At 64.4% G+C, this 17,618-nt stretch carries 20 protein-coding genes and 1 pseudogene; 10 read left to right on the forward strand and 11 right to left on the reverse strand.

What is annotated here, in order from left to right:
• Window positions 1–76: 76 nt before the first annotated feature.
• Window positions 77–550, forward strand: a complete 474-nt coding sequence (locus F3N42_RS04830) for a GxxExxY protein (RefSeq protein WP_150863544.1) — start codon at window positions 77–79, stop codon at window positions 548–550.
• A gap of 311 nt (window positions 551–861) precedes the next feature.
• Here the strand turns inward: F3N42_RS04830 and rpmA are convergent, their stop codons facing one another.
• Window positions 862–1,125: a 50S ribosomal protein L27 gene (gene rpmA, locus F3N42_RS04835; RefSeq protein ID WP_150863258.1), complete on the reverse strand. Its 264-nt coding sequence runs from the start codon at window positions 1,123–1,125 to the stop codon at window positions 862–864.
• Window positions 1,126–1,320: 195 nt separating this feature from the next.
• Window positions 1,321–1,629 (reverse strand): annotated as a pseudogene (rplU, locus tag F3N42_RS15730) (50S ribosomal protein L21); the annotation flags it as partial.
• Window positions 1,630–1,796: 167 nt separating this feature from the next.
• On the opposite strand from rplU, the gene uvrA reads away from it, so the two are divergent.
• Window positions 1,797–4,646 (forward strand): excinuclease ABC subunit UvrA, encoded by a 2,850-nt coding sequence (uvrA, locus tag F3N42_RS04845; RefSeq protein ID WP_150863260.1) that lies wholly within the window; start codon window positions 1,797–1,799, stop codon window positions 4,644–4,646.
• 26 nt (window positions 4,647–4,672) lie between these two features.
• Here uvrA and F3N42_RS04850 read toward each other — a convergent pair whose 3' ends face one another.
• Window positions 4,673–5,071 carry a hypothetical protein gene (locus F3N42_RS04850; RefSeq protein WP_150863261.1) on the reverse strand — a complete coding sequence of 133 codons (399 nt, stop codon included), beginning with the start codon at window positions 5,069–5,071 and terminating at the stop codon, window positions 4,673–4,675.
• A 77-nt stretch (window positions 5,072–5,148) separates the two neighbouring features.
• Here F3N42_RS04850 and F3N42_RS04855 point away from each other — a divergent pair, with 77 nt between their 5' ends.
• The gene (locus F3N42_RS04855; RefSeq protein ID WP_150863262.1) at window positions 5,149–5,895 is read left to right on the forward strand and encodes an enoyl-CoA hydratase/isomerase family protein; all 747 of its coding nucleotides are present in this window, start codon (window positions 5,149–5,151) and stop codon (window positions 5,893–5,895) included.
• Here F3N42_RS04855 and F3N42_RS04860 read toward each other — a convergent pair.
• From F3N42_RS04860 to F3N42_RS04870, 3 genes are read right to left on the reverse strand one after another with little or no spacing between them, the layout of a single operon-like run.
• Window positions 5,876–6,724: a sulfurtransferase gene (locus F3N42_RS04860; protein ID WP_150863263.1), complete on the reverse strand. Its 849-nt coding sequence runs from the start codon at window positions 6,722–6,724 to the stop codon at window positions 5,876–5,878. The two genes, F3N42_RS04855 and F3N42_RS04860, sit on opposite strands and share 20 nt — an antisense overlap.
• Window positions 6,724–7,488, reverse strand: coding sequence for a CoA pyrophosphatase (locus tag F3N42_RS15735; protein ID WP_224784769.1), 765 nt, complete (start codon window positions 7,486–7,488; stop codon window positions 6,724–6,726). The genes F3N42_RS04860 and F3N42_RS15735 overlap by 1 nt, the downstream gene beginning before the upstream one ends.
• Window positions 7,371–8,057, reverse strand: a complete 687-nt coding sequence (locus F3N42_RS04870) for an FKBP-type peptidyl-prolyl cis-trans isomerase N-terminal domain-containing protein (protein ID WP_150863265.1) — start codon at window positions 8,055–8,057, stop codon at window positions 7,371–7,373. The genes F3N42_RS15735 and F3N42_RS04870 overlap by 118 nt, the downstream gene beginning before the upstream one ends.
• A 284-nt stretch (window positions 8,058–8,341) precedes the next feature.
• On the opposite strand from F3N42_RS04870, the gene pspA reads away from it, so the two are divergent.
• The 4 genes from pspA to F3N42_RS04890 all read left to right on the forward strand — a co-directional run bounded on the left by pspA (window position 8,342) and on the right by F3N42_RS04890 (window position 9,992).
• Window positions 8,342–9,049, forward strand: coding sequence for a phage shock protein PspA (gene pspA / locus F3N42_RS04875; protein WP_150863266.1), 708 nt, complete (start codon window positions 8,342–8,344; stop codon window positions 9,047–9,049).
• Window positions 9,049–9,270, forward strand: a complete 222-nt coding sequence (pspB, locus tag F3N42_RS04880; RefSeq protein WP_150863267.1) for an envelope stress response membrane protein PspB — start codon at window positions 9,049–9,051, stop codon at window positions 9,268–9,270. Before pspA ends, pspB begins: the two co-directional genes overlap by 1 nt.
• Window positions 9,263–9,676 (forward strand): envelope stress response membrane protein PspC, encoded by a 414-nt coding sequence (gene pspC / locus F3N42_RS04885; protein ID WP_150863268.1) that lies wholly within the window; start codon window positions 9,263–9,265, stop codon window positions 9,674–9,676. The genes pspB and pspC overlap by 8 nt, the downstream gene beginning before the upstream one ends.
• Window positions 9,677–9,812: 136 nt before the next feature.
• Entirely contained in the window at window positions 9,813–9,992 is a 180-nt protein-coding gene (locus F3N42_RS04890; protein ID WP_150863269.1) for a hypothetical protein, read from the forward strand.
• 8 nt (window positions 9,993–10,000) lie between these two features.
• Here the strand turns inward: F3N42_RS04890 and F3N42_RS04895 are convergent, their stop codons facing one another.
• From F3N42_RS04895 to ssb, 3 genes are read right to left on the reverse strand one after another with little or no spacing between them, the layout of a single operon-like run.
• Window positions 10,001–11,443 (reverse strand): mannose-1-phosphate guanylyltransferase/mannose-6-phosphate isomerase, encoded by a 1,443-nt coding sequence (locus F3N42_RS04895; protein ID WP_224784716.1) that lies wholly within the window; start codon window positions 11,441–11,443, stop codon window positions 10,001–10,003.
• Complete coding sequence (gene rfbD, locus F3N42_RS04900) at window positions 11,430–12,323, reverse strand: dTDP-4-dehydrorhamnose reductase (RefSeq protein WP_150863270.1); 894 nt, start codon at window positions 12,321–12,323, stop codon at window positions 11,430–11,432. The genes F3N42_RS04895 and rfbD overlap by 14 nt, the downstream gene beginning before the upstream one ends.
• Window positions 12,324–12,342: 19 nt before the next feature.
• The gene (gene ssb / locus F3N42_RS04905) at window positions 12,343–12,810 is read right to left on the reverse strand and encodes a single-stranded DNA-binding protein (RefSeq protein ID WP_150863271.1); all 468 of its coding nucleotides are present in this window, start codon (window positions 12,808–12,810) and stop codon (window positions 12,343–12,345) included.
• A gap of 190 nt (window positions 12,811–13,000) precedes the next feature.
• Here ssb and ispB point away from each other — a divergent pair, with 190 nt between their 5' ends.
• Window positions 13,001–14,014: an octaprenyl diphosphate synthase gene (gene ispB, locus F3N42_RS04910; protein ID WP_150863272.1), complete on the forward strand. Its 1,014-nt coding sequence runs from the start codon at window positions 13,001–13,003 to the stop codon at window positions 14,012–14,014.
• Here ispB and F3N42_RS04915 read toward each other — a convergent pair whose 3' ends face one another.
• Complete coding sequence (locus F3N42_RS04915) at window positions 14,015–14,533, reverse strand: peptidylprolyl isomerase (RefSeq protein ID WP_150863273.1); 519 nt, start codon at window positions 14,531–14,533, stop codon at window positions 14,015–14,017. It lies immediately after the preceding gene.
• A gap of 209 nt (window positions 14,534–14,742) precedes the next feature.
• On the opposite strand from F3N42_RS04915, the gene F3N42_RS04920 reads away from it, so the two are divergent.
• Both F3N42_RS04920 and F3N42_RS04925 read left to right on the forward strand, forming a co-directional pair.
• Window positions 14,743–15,183 (forward strand): hypothetical protein, encoded by a 441-nt coding sequence (locus F3N42_RS04920; protein ID WP_150863274.1) that lies wholly within the window; start codon window positions 14,743–14,745, stop codon window positions 15,181–15,183.
• 77 nt (window positions 15,184–15,260) lie between these two features.
• Window positions 15,261–16,355 (forward strand): transporter, encoded by a 1,095-nt coding sequence (locus tag F3N42_RS04925; RefSeq protein WP_150863275.1) that lies wholly within the window; start codon window positions 15,261–15,263, stop codon window positions 16,353–16,355.
• A 49-nt stretch (window positions 16,356–16,404) separates the two neighbouring features.
• Here F3N42_RS04925 and F3N42_RS04930 read toward each other — a convergent pair whose 3' ends face one another.
• Window positions 16,405–17,616 carry an ABC transporter permease gene (locus tag F3N42_RS04930; RefSeq protein WP_224784718.1) on the reverse strand — a complete coding sequence of 404 codons (1,212 nt, stop codon included), beginning with the start codon at window positions 17,614–17,616 and terminating at the stop codon, window positions 16,405–16,407.
• Between the last annotated feature and the right edge of the window lie 2 nt (window positions 17,617–17,618).

Here is a 17,618-nt window from a genome sequence, read left to right on the forward strand (position 1 = left end):
TTAACGGCGTATTGTAGTGGAGAGCGTGTCGCGGTTTAACGCAAATTACGCTAATTAAATGAGTTTTGCGAAAAAAATGGGCGGGACGCACAACACCACCAGGCTTTCCTACAACGTGATCGGAGCGGCAATGGCCGTTCACCGAGCGCTGGGCTGCGGCTTCCTGGAGTCGGTCTATGAGCACGCACTGGTGACGGAACTGCGCCACCGCGGCATCACCCATGCCCGGCAGACCTCGATGACCGTCCGCTACCGCGGCGAACTGGTCGGACGGTTCCGCGCCGACCTGGTGGCCGACAACCGCCTGGTCATCGAACTGAAGGCCGCCGCGGCCATCTCACCGGCCTGCCAGGCCCAGCTTCTCAACTACCTGCGCGCCGCCGAGATGCCGGTGGGGCTGATCCTCAACTTCGGCACACCTACGCTGCAGATCAAGCGCCTGGCCAATAGCGTGGGTCCAATCGCGACTAACGGGGCCGGGATCCGCTCGGAGATGTCGTCAAAGGCACCGCAGATTGCGCAAATGACGCAAAGGGCGCGAAATGAGTGAGGGTGGCGCCCCGGCGCTGCACGGGCACCGCACAAAACATGCCCCTTTCAGCACCCAACACGCCCCACCAAACCCATGCCCCGAAAACCCAGGCCAACCCAAGCCAGCGCCGCCCCGTACAGGCGGCATCGCCACCGAAACGCAAGGCCCAACCCTGACTTTTTTTGCGTCCTTTGCGCAATTTGCGAAATCTGCGGAAAAAAAACCCCAACCCCGCTACCCTCCACAACCAACGCTGCCAACCGTCCACCCACAAAAAACCCCGCTAAAGAGCGGGGCTTTTCGCAAATCTACCGTGTCGGTCCAGGCAATTAACCCTCGACCGGCTCCACGCTGACGTACTTGCGCTTGGGCAGACCCTTGTCTTCGAACTTGACCTTACCGTCCACCAGGGCGAACAGGGTGTGGTCACGGCCAACACCGACGTTGTCACCGGCCTTGAAGCGGGTGCCGCGCTGGCGCACAACGATGTTGCCGGCCAGGACGTTTTCGCCACCGTACTTCTTGACGCCGAGGAACTTAGGATTCGAATCGCGGCCGTTGCGTGTAGAACCGCCTGCTTTCTTATGTGCCATGGATCAATCCTCCGTCTTTTCGGCAGACTCGGCCTTCTTGGCCGCAGTCTTCTTGGCTGCCGTTTTCTTCGGCGCAGCTTTCTTGGCTGCGGCCTTCTTCGGAGCCGCCTTCTTGGCTTCGGCGGTTTCGCCGTCAGCCTTCTTGGCAGCCGCCTTCTTCGGCGCGGCCTTCTTGGCCGGCTTGGCGTCGCCCGCACCTTCAATACCGGTGATTTCCAGCGCCGTGTAGTACTGGCGATGGCCGGCGCGCTTCAGCTGGTGCTTGCGGCGCTTAAACTTGATGATCTTGACCTTGTCGCCACGGCCGTGCTCGACCACTTTGGCCAGCACTTTGCCGCCGTCGACCAGCGGGGAACCGACGGTGACGTCTTCACCTTCACCGACCAGCAGAACCTGGTCAAGCTCGACGGTCGCGCCTTTCTCGGCCTCGATCTTCTCTACCTTGATAATGTCGCCGGTGGTCGCACGGTACTGCTTGCCACCGGTTGAAAATACTGCGTACATGGAAACCGCTCCCGTCTGGAAAAGGGGCCTACAAAAGGGCGGGAATGTTAGCGGTTTTCCCCTGACGGGTCAACCGTTTGTGCACTCGAAATCAAACACGGTGTGATTTTGCCCCGTGCTTGACGAGGGGCGTATGATAACCGGTTTAACTCGACATTTTCCCATCCATGGAAAACATCCATATTCGCGGCGCCAGGACGCACAACCTGGCCAATATCGACCTGGACCTGCCCCGCAACCAGTTGATCGTATTTACCGGCCTGTCAGGGTCCGGCAAGTCATCGCTGGCGTTCGACACCATTTACGCGGAAGGTCAGCGGCGCTACGTCGAGTCGCTGTCGGCCTATGCGCGCCAGTTCCTGTCGATGATGGAAAAGCCGGACGTCGACCATATCGACGGCCTGTCGCCGGCGATCTCGATCGAGCAGAAGTCGACGTCACACAACCCGCGCTCGACCGTGGGCACGATCACCGAGATCTACGACTACCTGCGACTGCTGTTCGCGCGCGTCGGCACGCCCTGCTGCCCAGAGCACGGCCAGCCGCTGGAGGCGCAGACCATCTCGCAGATGGTCGACCACATCCTCGCGCTGCCCGAGGGCGCCAAGGTGATGCTGCTGTCGCCGGTGGTGCGCAACCGCAAAGGTGAGCACCTGCAGCTGCTGGACGAGTTGCGGGCCCAGGGCTATGTGCGTGTGCGCGTCGACGGCGTCATCTACGAGGTCGACGCCGTGCCCGCGCTGGAGTTGCGCAAGAAACACGATATTGATGTCGTCATCGACCGGTTTCGCGTGCGCGAGGACCTGAAACAGCGACTGGCCGAGTCACTGGAAACCGCGATCACGTTGTCTGACGGCCTGGCGATTGCCAGCCCCATGGATGACGACGCCGGCTTCAGCGAGAAGCTGTTCTCGGCGCGCTGGTCCTGCGTGCACTGCGACTACAGCCTGCAGGAGCTGGAGCCGCGCATGTTCTCGTTCAATAATCCCAACGGCGCCTGCCCGGGGTGTGACGGCCTGGGCGTGAGCCAGTTCTTCGACCCGGAGCGGGTGGTGGCGAATCCGCACCTGAGCCTGGCCGGCGGCGCCGTGCGCGGCTGGGACCGCCGCAATGCCTACTACTTCCAGATTATCCGCTCGCTGTCGAAGCATTACGGCTTTGACGTCGACACGCCATTCGAGGAACTGCCGGAAAACATCCGCCAGACCGTGCTGTTTGGCAGCGGCGACGAGGTGATCCAGTTCGAGTACTTCGGTGACAAGGGCACGCAGAAGCGCAAGCACCCCTTCGCCGGCGTGATTCCCAACCTGGAGCGGCGCTACCGCGAGACCGACGCCCGCATCGTCCGCGAGGAACTGGCCAAGTACATTTCCAACAAGCCCTGCCCGGAATGCGAGGGCCAGCGCCTGAACCGCGAGGCGCGCAACGTGTTTATCGGCGAGACCAACCTGCCCGATATTGCCGCCTGGACCATCGAGGACTGCCTGTCCTTCTTCGAGCAGCTGTCACTGCCGGGCCGTAAGGGCGAGATCGCCACCAAGATCGTCAAGGAAGTACACGAGCGGCTGCATTTCCTGGTCAACGTGGGCCTGGACTACCTGACGCTGGACCGCCAGGCCGACACGCTGTCGGGTGGCGAGGCCCAGCGCATCCGCCTGGCCAGCCAGATCGGTGCCGGCCTGGTGGGCGTGATGTACATTCTTGACGAGCCGTCGATCGGCCTGCACCAGCGCGACAACGCGCGCCTGCTGGCCACGCTGACGCGCCTGCGCGACCTGGGCAACACCGTGATCGTGGTCGAGCACGACGAGGACGCCATCCGCATGGCCGACTACGTGGTCGACATGGGCCCGGGTGCCGGCGTGCATGGCGGCCAGGTCGTGTTCAGCGGCACTCCGGCGGAGATGATCGCCGACCCGGACTCGCTCACCGGCCAGTACCTGTCCGGCAAGCGCGAGATCGCGGTCCCGGCCCAGCGCACCCAGGCCGACCCCGAGCGCGTGCTGCGCCTGGTGGGCGCATCCGGCAACAACCTGAAGGACGTGACGCTGGAAATTCCGGCGGGCCTGCTGGTGTGCGTGACCGGCGTGTCGGGCTCCGGCAAGTCGACGCTGATCAATGACACCCTGCACCGCCTGGCGGCCCGGCAGCTGTACGATTCCAGCGCCGCCCCCGCACCCTACAAGACGGTTGAAAACCTGGACCTGTTCGACAAGGTCGTCGATATCGACCAATCGCCCATCGGCCGCACGCCGCGTTCCAACCCGGCCACGTATACCGGCCTGTTCACGCCTATCCGCGACCTGTTCGCCGGCACCCAGGAGTCCCGCGCGCGCGGCTACAAGCCGGGGCGTTTCAGCTTCAACGTCAAGGGTGGCCGCTGCGAGGCCTGCCAGGGTGATGGCCTGATCCGCGTGGAGATGCACTTCCTGCCGGACATCTACGTGCCCTGCGATGTCTGCCACGGCAAGCGCTACAACCGCGAGACGCTTTCGGTGCTGTACAAGGGCAAGAACATCCACGAAGTGCTGGAGATGACCGTCGAGGACGCACTGGCGTTCTTCGAGGCCGTGCCGGCCGTCGCTCGCAAGCTGGAAACGCTGGACGCGGTCGGTCTCAGCTACATCACCCTGGGCCAGAGCGCGACCACGCTGTCGGGCGGTGAAGCCCAGCGCATCAAGCTGGCCAAGGAACTGTCCAAGCGCGATACCGGCAAGACGCTGTACATCCTGGACGAGCCGACCACCGGCCTGCATTTCCAGGACATCGTGCAGTTGCTGGCGGTGCTGCACCGGCTGCGTGACCACGGCAACACCGTGGTGGTGATCGAGCACAACCTGGATGTCATCAAGACGGCCGACTGGATCGTCGACCTGGGCCCCGAGGGCGGCAACAAGGGCGGTGAGATTATCGCCACGGGCACCCCGGAAGAACTGGCCGGCATGGCACATTCCCACACCGGCCAGTTCCTGGCCGAACTGCTCGACCGCCAGGCCGAGGCGCGCAAGCGGGCCTGACCGGCCCGCCGGCGCGACACGAGCGCCTAGTGACCGCGGATGGCCAGGAAGAAGTCATCCGTGCCAATGGTGACCGAGGCGCCGTAATACGGCCTGGGCGGTGGAGGAATCACCGCGACCGCGGGGTAATGCACCGGGTGACGGCAACCACGCGCGTGGTAATGGCGCGGCGGTGGCGGGCGGTGGCCGTGGTAAGGGTACCGTTTGCCGTAGCCCCTGGCGTAGTACCTGTCGCCATGTCTGTGGTGCTTGCCGTGGCGCCCGCCACGATGATCGTAACGGTCACCGTGACCACGTTTTCCGTGGTTGTACCCGTGCGAAGGGCCGTGGCCCTTGCCATGGTGCCGCCCATCGGCGTGCGAGGTCTCCGGCAGGGCCAGGGCCAGCCCGGCCAGGGCAATGGTCATTGCAATCATGCGTTTCATCGTTGGCTCCTTTTGCCAGAAATGCGGCGCCAGTCTATGCTGGCCCGCCTGAACCCTTTCTGAATGGAGCCGCACGCATGCTGAACGTCACCGACCATGGCCCCGTCCGCGAAATCCGCCTCGAGCGGCCGCCCGTCAATGCGCTCAACCCGGCGCTGGTGGACACCCTGCAGGCCGCGCTGGAAGCCGCCGGCGGCGAGGCTGACGGCGTGGTGCTGAGCGGGCGCGAGGGCCTGTTCTCCGCGGGCCTGGATGTCCCCGCCCTGCTGGTGCTCGACCGCTCACAGATGGGTGCGTTCTGGCGTTCCTTTGAAGCGTTGCTGAAGACGATCGCGTGCATGCCCGTTCCCACCGCGGTCGCCATTACCGGGCACTCACCGGCCGGTGGCGCCGTCATGAGCCTGTTCGCCGACTACCGCGTCATGTCCCGAGGCCCGTTCAAGATCGGCCTGAACGAGACCCAGGTGGGGCTCACCCTGCCCGGCTTCATTCACGATGCGCTGGTTCGGCTGGTGGGCGCCCACCGGGCGGAACGCCTGATCGTGGCCGGCGCCCTGGTGTCGCCCGAACACGCACTCTCGCTGGGGCTGGTGGATGACCTGGCCGACAGCGCCGATGCCGCCGTGGAGGCCGCCGTCGAATGGTGCCGCAGCCTGATGAAGCTGCCGCGCAAGACCATGCTGACCAACCGCGGCGTCATGCGGCATTCACTGACGCGGCTGTTTGACCAGCCCAATGACGAAGAGGAGTTCCTGGCGGTCTGGTTCAGCGAGGAAACCCAGGCCACGCTAAAGGCGCTGGTGGCTAGCCTGGGGAAGAAGTAACCGCGACCGGCCGTTGCGGATCGCGAATCCACTCGCTCCAGGACCCGGGATACAGGCGCGAGCCGGCCAGGCCGGCGTATTCCATGGCATAGAGGTTGTGGCAGGCGGTCACACCTGACCCGCACATATGCACCACCTCGGCCGGAGCGCGGCCATCCAGCAATGCGGTAAATCGCGCGGCCAGGTCGGCGGGTGAGAGAAACACGCCCTCCGCCAGGTTGCCAGTAAACGGCGCGCTGTGCGCGCCTGGAACATGCCCCGCCACCGGGTCGATGGCCTCGTTCCGCCCCTCGAAACGGTCCGCGCCACGCGCATCCAGCAGCCGCACGGCTTTGCTTTCGAGATCCTCGGCCAGTCCGTCGACATTGACCACCATCGACGGGTCGGGGACCAGCGCCGTCCCCGCGGAGGGCTCGACCGCGGCCGGCTCACCCTGCTCTATCGGCAATGCCGCCCTTACCCAGGCCGACCAGCCGCCATCAAGCAACCGCACCGTGTCATGCCCGAAATACCGCATCAGCCACCACAGCCGCGCCGCGAAGGCACCGCCCTGGGCGTCATAAGCCACCATGTGGCGGCCAGGCTGCCAGCCTGAACGCGACAGGAAGCTCGCGAAACGCTCCGGACCCGGCAGGGGATGGCGGCCGCTTTGCGCGGTCACCGGCCCGGCCAGGTCGTCGTCCAGGTGAGCGTAGACGGCGCCCGGGATACGGGCCTGGCGCCACTCGCGTTGACCCGCGTCCGGGTCCGCCAGGTTGAACCGGCAGTCGACCACCAGCGGGGCGTCAGGCCCGGCCTGGCCGGCGAGTTCGCGCGCCGTGATCAACATCAGGTGCTCCCCGGTACCCCTGACACCTTCGCCATGCGGCGGGCCAGGTCGTAGAGAATGTGGGCGGTGATGCCCCAAATGTCCTCGCCCTGCCAGTCCAGGCGGTAAACCCGCCGACGAACACCATCCCGCTCGATCATGTCTTCATGGTACTTATCGACATCGAGCGCAACAGCGAGTGGCACGGTGAACATGGATTCGACTTCATTCGGATCGAGCACGAACGGCGCCTGCGGGCGCGCCAGCCCGACCACCGGTAATACGCGAAAGTCAGAAACGGTATCCACGCGGTCGAGAAAGCCAATGGGCTCAACGGCATCGGTCGCCAGGCCGATTTCTTCCTCGGCTTCTCGAAGGGCCGTCAATACACCACTGGCGTCGGTGTCCATGGCTGAACCACCGGGAAAACTGACCTGCCCGGGATGATGGGCAAGGTGGCGCGCACGGACGGTCAGGATGAGTTGTGGATCGGGCTGATCCAGTACCGCGACCAGGACGGCGGCGGTGCGGTTGGGCCTGACCGGGTCCTCGTCGGGACGGGTCCAGGCCTGGATATTCAGGTGCCGGGCGCCGCGGTCGAGCGGCGAGACGGCGCGCCGCAGGGCGGCGCGCCAGTCCCGGACTTTCGATTCAGCAGTGACCGCGCTCAGGGCTCGACAATTTCGACGAGCTTGAGGTCGAACTGCAGGGCCTCGTTCGGGCCCACGGCCGGCGGGTTGCCACGCTGGCCGAAGGCCAGTTCGGGCGGCACGAAGACCTGCCAGGTGGCGCCGGTCTTCATCAGCGGCAGCACTTCCTGCCAACCCTTCAGCACGTTGCTGACCACGAACTCTTCAGGCGTGCCGCGGGCGAACGAGCTGTCCATTTCGCGGCCGTCGATCTTCGAGGAGCGGTAGTGAACGCGCACGGTGCTGGTCAGCGCCGGGCGAGAGCCCTCACCTTCTTCGATAATGCGGTACTGGATGCCGGACGGCAGCGCGACGATGCCGGTCTTGGAACGGTTGGCCGCCAGGAACTCGTCGGCCTTGGTCTGGTTGTCAGCAGCCAGCTGCTGCAGCATAGCCAGCTGCTCCTGCTGAACCTGCTGCTGGAACGCCTGCAGGAGGGCCTGCATCTCGGCGACTTCCAGCTGCGGCTCGCCACCAGCCATGGCGTCGCTGATGGCGGACGTCACGGACGCCGAGTCAAACGTGTCGGGGCGGCTCTTCAGCTCGGTGCCAAAGTTCCAACCCATGGCATAGCTCAGCTTGCCTTTGTCGGTGCTCAGGTCCTGTGCAACGGCGGTGCCGCTTGCGAGAACCATCAGGAAAGCCAGCGCGAATCTGGATCGCATCTCGATAAACCTCCGGGTTTTATTTATCGTCGGCCGGGGGCCGGCCGCTTGGAAAAGGGCGCCATTCTACCGTAGCACCCGAATAAAATCATGCGTTTGACCGCGAACGCGACGTGGCGTTCAGCCAAGTAATGGTGGAATTGACCAAATATCCCGTGGCGTAAACAGCCAACTGCCGCATCACGGGGGAAAAATCGTTTATTGACAGCAGGTTACATCACCACCCTCTTTTGGCACGTATTTCGCATAACACTACCCGTCAATTGTATTTTCAGGAGCCACCCATGAGTGTTTTTTCTCGCCTTGGCGACATTATCAACGCCAACATCAACGCCCTTCTGGAAAAAGCCGAGGATCCTGAAAAGATCATCCGGCTGATGATCCAGGAGATGGAAGACACCCTGGTCGAGATCCGGTCATCGGCGGCCAAGTGCATCGCCGATAAAAAGGAACACCGTCGCCACATCACCCACCTGGAGAAAGAAATGGGTGAATGGGCCGACCGCGCCGAACTGGCGATCCGCCGTGACCGCGAAGACCTGGCCCGTGCCGCACTGGCCGAGAAGCAGGCCATCGCCGACCGCGTGAGCCAGCTGAACGAAGAGCTGGACCTGCTCGACGGCCAACTGGAGAAGTTCAACCAGGACATCACCAAGCTGCAGGCCAAGCTCGACGATGCCAAGAAGCGCCAGCGCAGCATCGTCATGCGCCACAAGGCGGCCACCAGCCAGCTCGCGGCCCGTCGCCATATACACGACGACCGCATCGACGAGATGCTGCATCGCTTTGAGAGCGCCGAGCGCCGGATCGACCGGGTCGAGTCCGAGGGCGAGGCCATGGACATCGGCCACCGCAAGACCCTGGCCGAGGAAATTGCCGGACTGCAAGACGACGACCGCGTCGAGGCCGAACTCGCCAGCCTGAAGCGCCAGTTCAGTGACGCCGACGCCAAGGGTAAGGCCGAGGCCAAGGGCAAGAAGGAGAGCCAGTAATGGAAGAGCTTTTCGTCATACTGCTGCTGACGGTCTGTTTTCCGCTGTGGATCATCTTCCACTACCTGACCAAGTGGAAGATGGCCAAGGGCATGTCACCGGAAGACGAGAAGATGCTCAGCGACGTGTGGGAGTCCGCGAACCGCATGGAAGACCGCATTCGCACGCTGGAGCGGATTCTGGACATCGAGGCGCCGACCTGGAGACAGCGCCATGACTAAGTACGGCACGCGGCCCAATCCGCATCGGCTCTATCGCGATACGGACCGGGGCATGATCGCCGGCGTCTGCGCCGGTATCTCCGACTACCTGGGCTTCAACCTGCTCGCACTGCGGCTGGTGACCCTGGTAGGTGGCATCGTGTTCATGCCGGTGGTGGTGGTCGGCTACCTGCTGCTGGCGATCCTGATCAAGCGCCGCCCACCGGAACGCACGCCGATGGACGAGGCCCACGAGCAGTTCTGGCGTGGCGTCAGCAACGCACCCGGCGATGTCTTCAGCAACGTTCGCCACCGCGTGCGCGAACTGGACCTGCGCCTGCAACGCATGGAAGCCTTCGTGACATCGCGTGAATTCACCATCGACCGCGAGCTGAACCGGCCCTCGAGGACTGATCACAACCGCTGATTGCGACAGGACGAAGCCACGGCCCGACGGGTTGTAACCTTTTGCAACGAAACTGCGTCAACTATTTAACGGTTCGACAGTCTTTATAGGTAACGGAACGGGAGACCGGTCGGACCAGCAACCCTGGGAGGCAATCATGAGTTCGCTTGAGCCCGGCGCGAGTAGCGCCTCGACAACACATACACCGCTGTTTGCTTCGAGCTGGATGGCGCTTTACACGTTGATTCGTGATGGTCTTGATGGCGGCCGCGAGGCCGGCAACGACGCGTCCCTGGACGACGTGCCGCAGGACCTGGCCGAGACGTCGGAATCCTGAGCGCGCCGTCAGGCGCGCCCGTAGATATCCTCGAACCGCTCGATATCGTCTTCACCAAAGTACGCCCCGGTCTGCACCTCGATCAGGTGTACGTCCTCGGTACCGGGGTTTTCCAGCCGGTGCAGTGTTTCCACCGGGATATACGTTGACTGGTTGGCCTCGAGCAGAAATTCCTCATCCCCCAACCTGACTTTCGCCGTACCCTGCACCACCGTCCAGTGCTCGGCGCGCTGGTGGTGCAACTGCAGTGACAGCACCTGCCCGGGCTTGACCACCAGGCGTTTGACCTTGCAGTCCTCGGCATCTTCCAGAATGGTGTAACTGCCCCAGGGCCGGTGAACGGTCTGGTGATAGATCGCCGCCTCGTCTTCCAGCTCGGTCAGCTGGCGAACCACCTGGCCAACATCCTGGGCCTGGTCACGATGAGCCACCAGCACGGCATCACCGGTATCAACAATCACCACGTCTTCCAGGCCGACGGCCGCTACCAGCCGCTGGTCGCCCTGCACGAAACAGCCCCGCGAGTCCACCAGCACGGCCTTGCCACGAACCCGGTTGCCGGCGTCATCGGACTGGTAGAGCTCCGAAATCGCCTTCCAGGAACCGATATCGCTCCAGCCAAAATCACCGGGCACCACGGCGGCATTGCCCGCGTTTTCCATCACCGCGTAGTCAATCGAAATCGACGGACACCGGGAGAACGGCTCCGCGGGCAGTTCCACCGGAGTCGCCTCGGTCGCAGTGGCCTGCCAGGTGACCTCGGCAGCGGCCAGCACCTCGGGCGCGTGTTCAGCCATGGCCGCCAGCAGCACCTCGGCGGTGAAACAGAACATGCCCGAGTTCCAGAAGTAGTCGCCGGAGGCGAGATAGGCTTTCGCCGTGTCCAGGTCGGGCTTCTCGACGAAGGCATCGACCTGGTAGCCCTGGGTGCCCTCAATGGCCGGGCCCTGGCGGATGTAGCCGAAACCGGTTTCCGGGTGGGTGGGGTGCATGCCGAAGGTCGCCAGCTGTCCCTGCCCGGCCAGTTCGTGCGCGGCGCGGACGGCCTCTTCAAAGGCCGCCGTATCACGGATCAGGTGATCGGCCGGCATGACCAGCATGCTGGCCCCGGGGCCGACATGGTCGCGTACCCACAGCGCCGCCAGCGCGATGGCCGGCGCCGTGTTGCGCCCCATCGGCTCCAGCAGGAACCGGGACTGGTCCGGACCGGCGCCCAGCTTTTCATACAGGTCGCGGGTGTAGAAATAGTAGTCGCGGCTGGTGACCGTCAGGATCGGCGCGTCTCCGGCCACCGAACGGGCCCTGAGCCAGGTCTTTTCGGCCAGCGACTGGCCGTCCGCCAGCTGCATAAACGGCTTCGGGTGCGCCCGCCGCGACACCGGCCACAGCCGTGTACCGGCGCCGCCGGACAAGATCAGGGGTACCAGTTGGTCAGCACTACTGTTGTTCAAGTTCTTTCAACTCCTTCAGGCAGGCCGACAGGGAGGCCTGCAGCCTGGGCATGACCAGGCCGGAAGCCTGCTCGAACCGGGTGTTGTCGAGTGGTGAATACGCCGGGCGCGTGGCTTTCTGCGGAAAGCCTGCCGAATCGGTCGGTGCAAGGCCGGGCCGTTTGTCCAGCAGCCCCAGCTCAATGGCCTGGTCGAAAACCATGCCGGCAAACGTGTACCAACTGACCGCGCCACGGTCGACGCAATGATACAGGTTGCCACCGGGCGCCTGCTGCGCGGGCAGGTCCGCGTCCAGCGCCGCAATGGTCGCGCGGGCCAGGCTGGCTGCGGACGTGGGGCTGCCCACCTGGTCGTCGACCACGCTCAAGTCACGACCCTGTCGCGCCAGGCGCAACATGGTCAGCACAAAGTTCTTGCCGGTGGGCGCGTAAATCCAGGAACTGCGCAGCACCACGTGCCGGGCACCGGAGCGCAATACGGCCTGCTCACCTTCAAGTTTGCTCCGGCCGTATACATTGAGCGGGCCGGTCGTGTCCGTTTCCACGTACTCGGCGCCCTTGCGGCCATCGAACACGTAGTCGGTCGAGTAGTGAACCAGTGCCGCGCCTGATTCCGCCGCCCACTCGGCCATGCGCGCGGGCGACTCGGCATTGGCGGCCATGGCGCCGTCGACATCGTCTTCGGCGTCGTCTACGGCAGTCCAGGCGGCGGGGTTGATGATGACATCGGGCTGTACCGTCGAAAGGTATTCGGTAACACTGCCAGGTACAGTCAGGTCCATGTCCGCCCGCGTGGCGGTGATAACGTCACCGCGGCCCTGCAGATGCGGCAACAGTGCACCGCCCAGCTGCCCGCTGACACCCGTCAGGAGAATTTTCACAACGACTCAGGTTCCGCGATCAGAACGGAATATCGTCGTCCTTGAAGTCGGCGCCGCCTTCGGCGACCGCACCAGCCGGCTCCGGCGAAGACTGCGGTTGCTGGGCCGGTTTGTCGCGGAAACTGGAATTGCCGGCCGGCGCATCGTCGCCACGCCCGCCCAGCATCTGCATTTCATCGGCGATAATCTCGGTGGTGTAACGATCCTGCCCGTCCTGGCCCTGCCACTTGCTGGTCCGCAGGCTGCCCTCGACGTAGACCTGGCGGCCCTTGCGCAGGTACTCGCCGGCGATCTCCGCGAGCTTGCCGAAGAACACCACGCGGTGCCACTCGGTACGCTCCTGGTTCTCACCGGAATTCTTGTCCCGCCACGTTTCGGAGGTCGCCAGCCGGATGTTGGTCACGGCAGAGCCGCTCGCGGTGTACCGGGTTTCCGGGTCCGCGCCAAGGTTGCCGACCAGGATGACCTTGTTGATACCTCTTGCCATTGTTTCCTCTCCTTATGTGTTTTCGTGCTCCGACCTGGGCAAAAAGCCATCACCGGCGGGGCCGTCGGGAAGGCATCGGAGTTTAGCATAGTGCCCTTCCCGCGAATCAGGCCTGCCATTGAAGGATGGCAGCTGCTGGCGCGCCTGTCTGCCGGTCAAAGCCGGACGTTTTTGTGCGAAAATCGCTCGCATGACACAGGAACAGGCCATCCGTCCGGCCGCCAGCGGCGCCATGGACACCCTCGATGACATTCTGCAGCTCAGCGCCGACGACATGGCGCGCGTCAACGGCTGCATCCGCGAGGCGCTGGCCTCGGACGTGGTCCTGATCGACCAGGTCATGCATTACATCGTCGGCAGCGGCGGCAAACGCCTGCGGCCACTGTTGCTGGTGATCAGCGCGCGGGCCTGTGGCTACACCGGCGAGCAGCACTACCCGTTGGCGGCTATCGTCGAGTTCATTCACACCGCCACCCTGCTGCACGACGATGTCGTCGACGAATCCGACAGCCGACGTGGCAAGAAGACGGCGCACGCGGTCTGGGGCAACGCCGCCGCCGTGCTTGTGGGCGATTTCCTCTACTCGCGCAGCTTCCAGATGATGGTGCGACTGGACTCGATGCGGATCATGCAGATCCTGGCTGACACCACCAACACCATCGCCGAGGGCGAGGTGCTGCAACTGCTGAACATGGGCGACCCGGAGGTGAATGAGGCCGCCTACCTGAAGGTCATCGATGACAAGACCGCGCGGCTGTTCGAAGCCGCCTGCCGCCTGGGCGCGGTGGTCTCCGGCCAGCCGGAGCCGGTCGAGGAGGCCCTGGCCCGTTACGGCCAACACCTGGGCCGGGCGTTCCAGCTGGCTGATGACCTGCTTGACTACACCGGTGATGCCCAGGCGCTGGGCAAGAACGTGGGCGATGACCTGGCGGAAGGCAAGCCAACCCTGCCGTTGATCTACGCGCGCACGCGCTGCGAGCCGGAAGAACGCGAGCTGATCGACACGGCCATCCGCGACGGTGGCCTGGACCAGCTCGACCAGATCCTGGCAATCACCCGGCGCACGGGAGCGCTGGAGGCGACGGCCGAACGGGCCCGCGCCGAGGCCGACACGGCCACCGCTGCACTGGACGGCCTGGCCGATTCAGACTGGAAGCGGGCCCTGGTGACCCTGGCCCGCCTCAGTTACGACCGCGATCGCTGATCAGGCCGATCCCAGCGTCTTGTTCCAGCCCTCGATCCGGGCCGCCTGGGACTCGAGCAGGTCATCCACGCCACTGACCGTCACGCGGTCGATGCTGTCGTCCTGGGCGATTGAATCGACCACCGCCTGGCTGGCGGCATCCACCACTTCACCGAACACGGTATGGCGGCCGTCCAGCCACGGGGTTTCAACGTGGGTGATAAAGAACTGGCTGCCATTGGTGCCGGGGCCGGCATTGGCCATCGACAGCTTGCCGGGCGCGTCGTGGCGGGCCTCCGGGCTGCACTCGTCCTCGAAACGGTAACCCGGTCCGCCGGTGCCACTGCCATTGGGGCAGCCGCCCTGGACCATGAAGTCCGGGATCACGCGGTGAAAGTTCAGGCCATCGTAAAACCCACGGCCCGCCAGGTTGGCAAAATTGGCCACGGTCACGGGGGCGATGTCAGGGAAAAGGCGCAGTTCGATCACGCCCTTTGATGTCTCGATACGGGCCGTCACGGCGCCTGCGGAGTCGCTCATGGATGTATTCCTGTAGAAAACGTCGAAAAGAGCGCGACATTCTATCCGTATTTGAAACTTTTTGACGCCGCCGACGTCATATCAGTACGGGCCGCGGGGCCCTTGGTCTCTCCCTCATACCAGACAGGGTACTTTGCACTCCTCAACCCTGGTCCCGCGGCCTTTTTCATGCTTCCGCGCGGTGGATGGCGCGGCTACAATGCGCGCCAATGACTGTCCGCCGCACACATTCCCGTGCCAGGCACTGGGGCTGGTGCATCGCACTGGCCTGCCTGCTGGTACGCGCCATGGTCCCGGCCGGGTTCATGCCCGGCGACCTGCTTGCCGGGCAGTTCGCGGCACCCTGCCCAACCGGTTTTCCTGCAGCATTCTTTACCGATGAGCCGGGCCAGCCTGCGCAGGCACATCACCATGATCACGGGCAAGCCCAGGACCGGGGTGACGGCGATGATACCCCGCTGGACGCGCAGTCGCTCGACAATGCCTGCCCCCTGGGCTCGGCACTGCAGGCCGCAGCGGCGCTACCCGAAGTCTTGCCGCTCATTGCCCACGTTGAGCCGGTCCGGCCGCTTTTTTCGTATCACACAAAGGTCATTCCACTTCGCCGGAACTCCGGCCATCGCTCCCGCGCGCCTCCCCTGGCGTCCTGATTCACCTCACCCGCAAGACCTGACGCGCCCCAATGGCGGGGCGCGACCGTGAATCATGGACTACAGAGGACTTCACCATGAACAGAACCACGCTTGTGGCCATGCTGGCCGCAACCGCACTGGCCGGCCCGATTCCGGCCATCGCCGACCATTCCGAAGAAGGAAAGGAAGCCGCTTTTGCTGACCGCCACGCCCCCATCGGCGTGATGGGTGACCACCTGCACGCCAGGGGTGAATGGATGGTCTCCTATCGTTACATGCACATGGGCATGGGCGGCAACCTGCTGGGCGACCAGCCCATCTCCGACGATGACATCGTCACCACCATTCCTAATCGCTTTTTCGGCATGCCCGGGCAGCCACCGACTCTGCGCATTGTGCCGGACACCATGGACATGGACATGCACATGGTCGGCATGATGTACGCACCCAGCGACCGTGTCACGCTGATGGCCATGCTGAACTGGGTCGAAAAGGACATGGACCTGACCACTTACCAGGGCGGCATGGGCACCAACGTACTCGGTCGGTTCAGTACCCATACGTCCGGGCTGGCCGACAGCTCAGTGTCGGCGCTCATCGGACTGGTAGACACGCCGGACAACAAGGTGCACGCCATACTGGGTGTCTCCATCCCCACGGGTGACCTGGACGAGACGGGCCAGATCCTGACGCCGATGAACATGACGCCAACGGTACGCCTGCCCTACCCCATGCAACTGTCGTCAGGAACATGGGACCCGGTCACCGGCCTGTCATGGTCCGGCTGGTCCGGCAACGGATTTGGCTGGGGCGCGCAGTGGCGGTCCACGTGGCGCGTCGAGGACAACGACGAGGGCTACCGCCTGGGTGATGAGCACCGGCTGACCGGCTGGGGCAGCTACGCGCTGTCGCCCGCCGCCAGCGTATCACTGCGGCTGGAATACCTTGACCGTGGCAATGTCAGCGGTACCGACCCGTTGATCATGGGGCCGGTGCAGACCGCCGACCCGGACCGGCTGGGTGGCGAGCGCCTGGACCTGGGCCTGGGCCTGAACCTGGCCGGCCAGGGGTCGCTGGCCGGATGGCGCCTGGCCTTCGAGTACCTGGTACCAGTCGAGCAGGACCTGGACGGTCCGCAGATGGAAACCGATGACACGCTGACCATCGGCTTGCAGAAGAGCTGGGACTGACCGATTCCGGCAGCGCCCCGCCTTCTCGGGCGGGGCGCACCGTCCAACGTCAGATCGTCCTTGTCGCCACCGCTGGCGGCACCGCGGACGCACGTCGCGCCGGCCCAAACACGGCCAGCTGACCCACGACCAGCAACACGAGCATCGCAGCCGGCACCAGCCAGACGTCCAGGCGGTCCAGGTCGAAGGCATCGACCAGGAACATGTTTAGCGCAATGGTCAGGGCGGCGCCCAGAACCACGCCCACACCGCTGATGAGCACATTTTCGGTCATGAAATAACGGGCGATCGAGGCCTTGCTGGCACCCAGCGCCCGCCGCGTACCAATCTGCTTGGTACGGCGGCTGACCGAGAAGCTGGCCAGGCCGACGATCCCCAGGGATGTGATCAGCAGCAGCAGGACGATCGTGAAGGTCAGGATCTTGATCATCGAGCTGTCGCCGCGGTAGGAGCGCTCGCGGGTCTCGGTCATGGTCTGCATGTTGCGCACAATGCGATCGCGGTTGCGATCGGCCAGCAGTTTCTCGACCTCCGGCATCAGGCGGTCGCGCTCACCCGGTTCGGTACGGATGACGTAACGGGTAGATCCGAACAGCGTGTGCTGCGGCACCAGCATGACGCGCTCGACCCCATCCCAGCCGTTCCAGGCCGCCTGCATGCGCTCAACAATGCCCTTCACCGTCATTGGCTCATTGCCGTTGATGTAGACAGTGGCGCCCAGCGCGTCGCGCCAGTTGTCGGGGAACAGGCTCTCGGCCATGGCCTGGGTCAGCAGGGTCGTCGCCGACCATTCCTGTGACGTCCGCTCGCGCCAGGTCACGTCGGCCGCGGTGAAGTTCTCGCCGGCCACCAGGGACAGCCCGTAGGCATCCAGGGCGTGCTCGTCGACGAAGTACACCGCCACGCCCACGCCTTCCTGGTCCTCACCGGGCTCGGTCTGCAGGCCCATGGACCAGCCGCCGCCGGACAGCGGCACCGAGTTGGTCTGGATGGCGTCGATGACGCCCGGCATGGCCCGGATCGCGTCCAGGTCCTGCTCGATGACCGACTGCTCATCGAAGTCCTCGGTGTAACCGACGCTGGCGATATGGAAGATGTTTTCTTCGTCCACGCCGCTGGGCCGGGCCATCGATTCGCTGCGCGACTGGATGATGGAAATGGCGTTGACCATGATCGCCATGGTCACCGCCACCTGCAGGGCGATGAGGATGGCGCCGGTCTTGTTGCGCATCAGTGCGCGCCAGATGGGTCCGATCTGCATGA

The organism is Marinihelvus fidelis (genome assembly GCF_008725655.1).
Classification (GTDB): domain Bacteria; phylum Pseudomonadota; class Gammaproteobacteria; order Xanthomonadales; family SZUA-36; genus Marinihelvus; species Marinihelvus fidelis.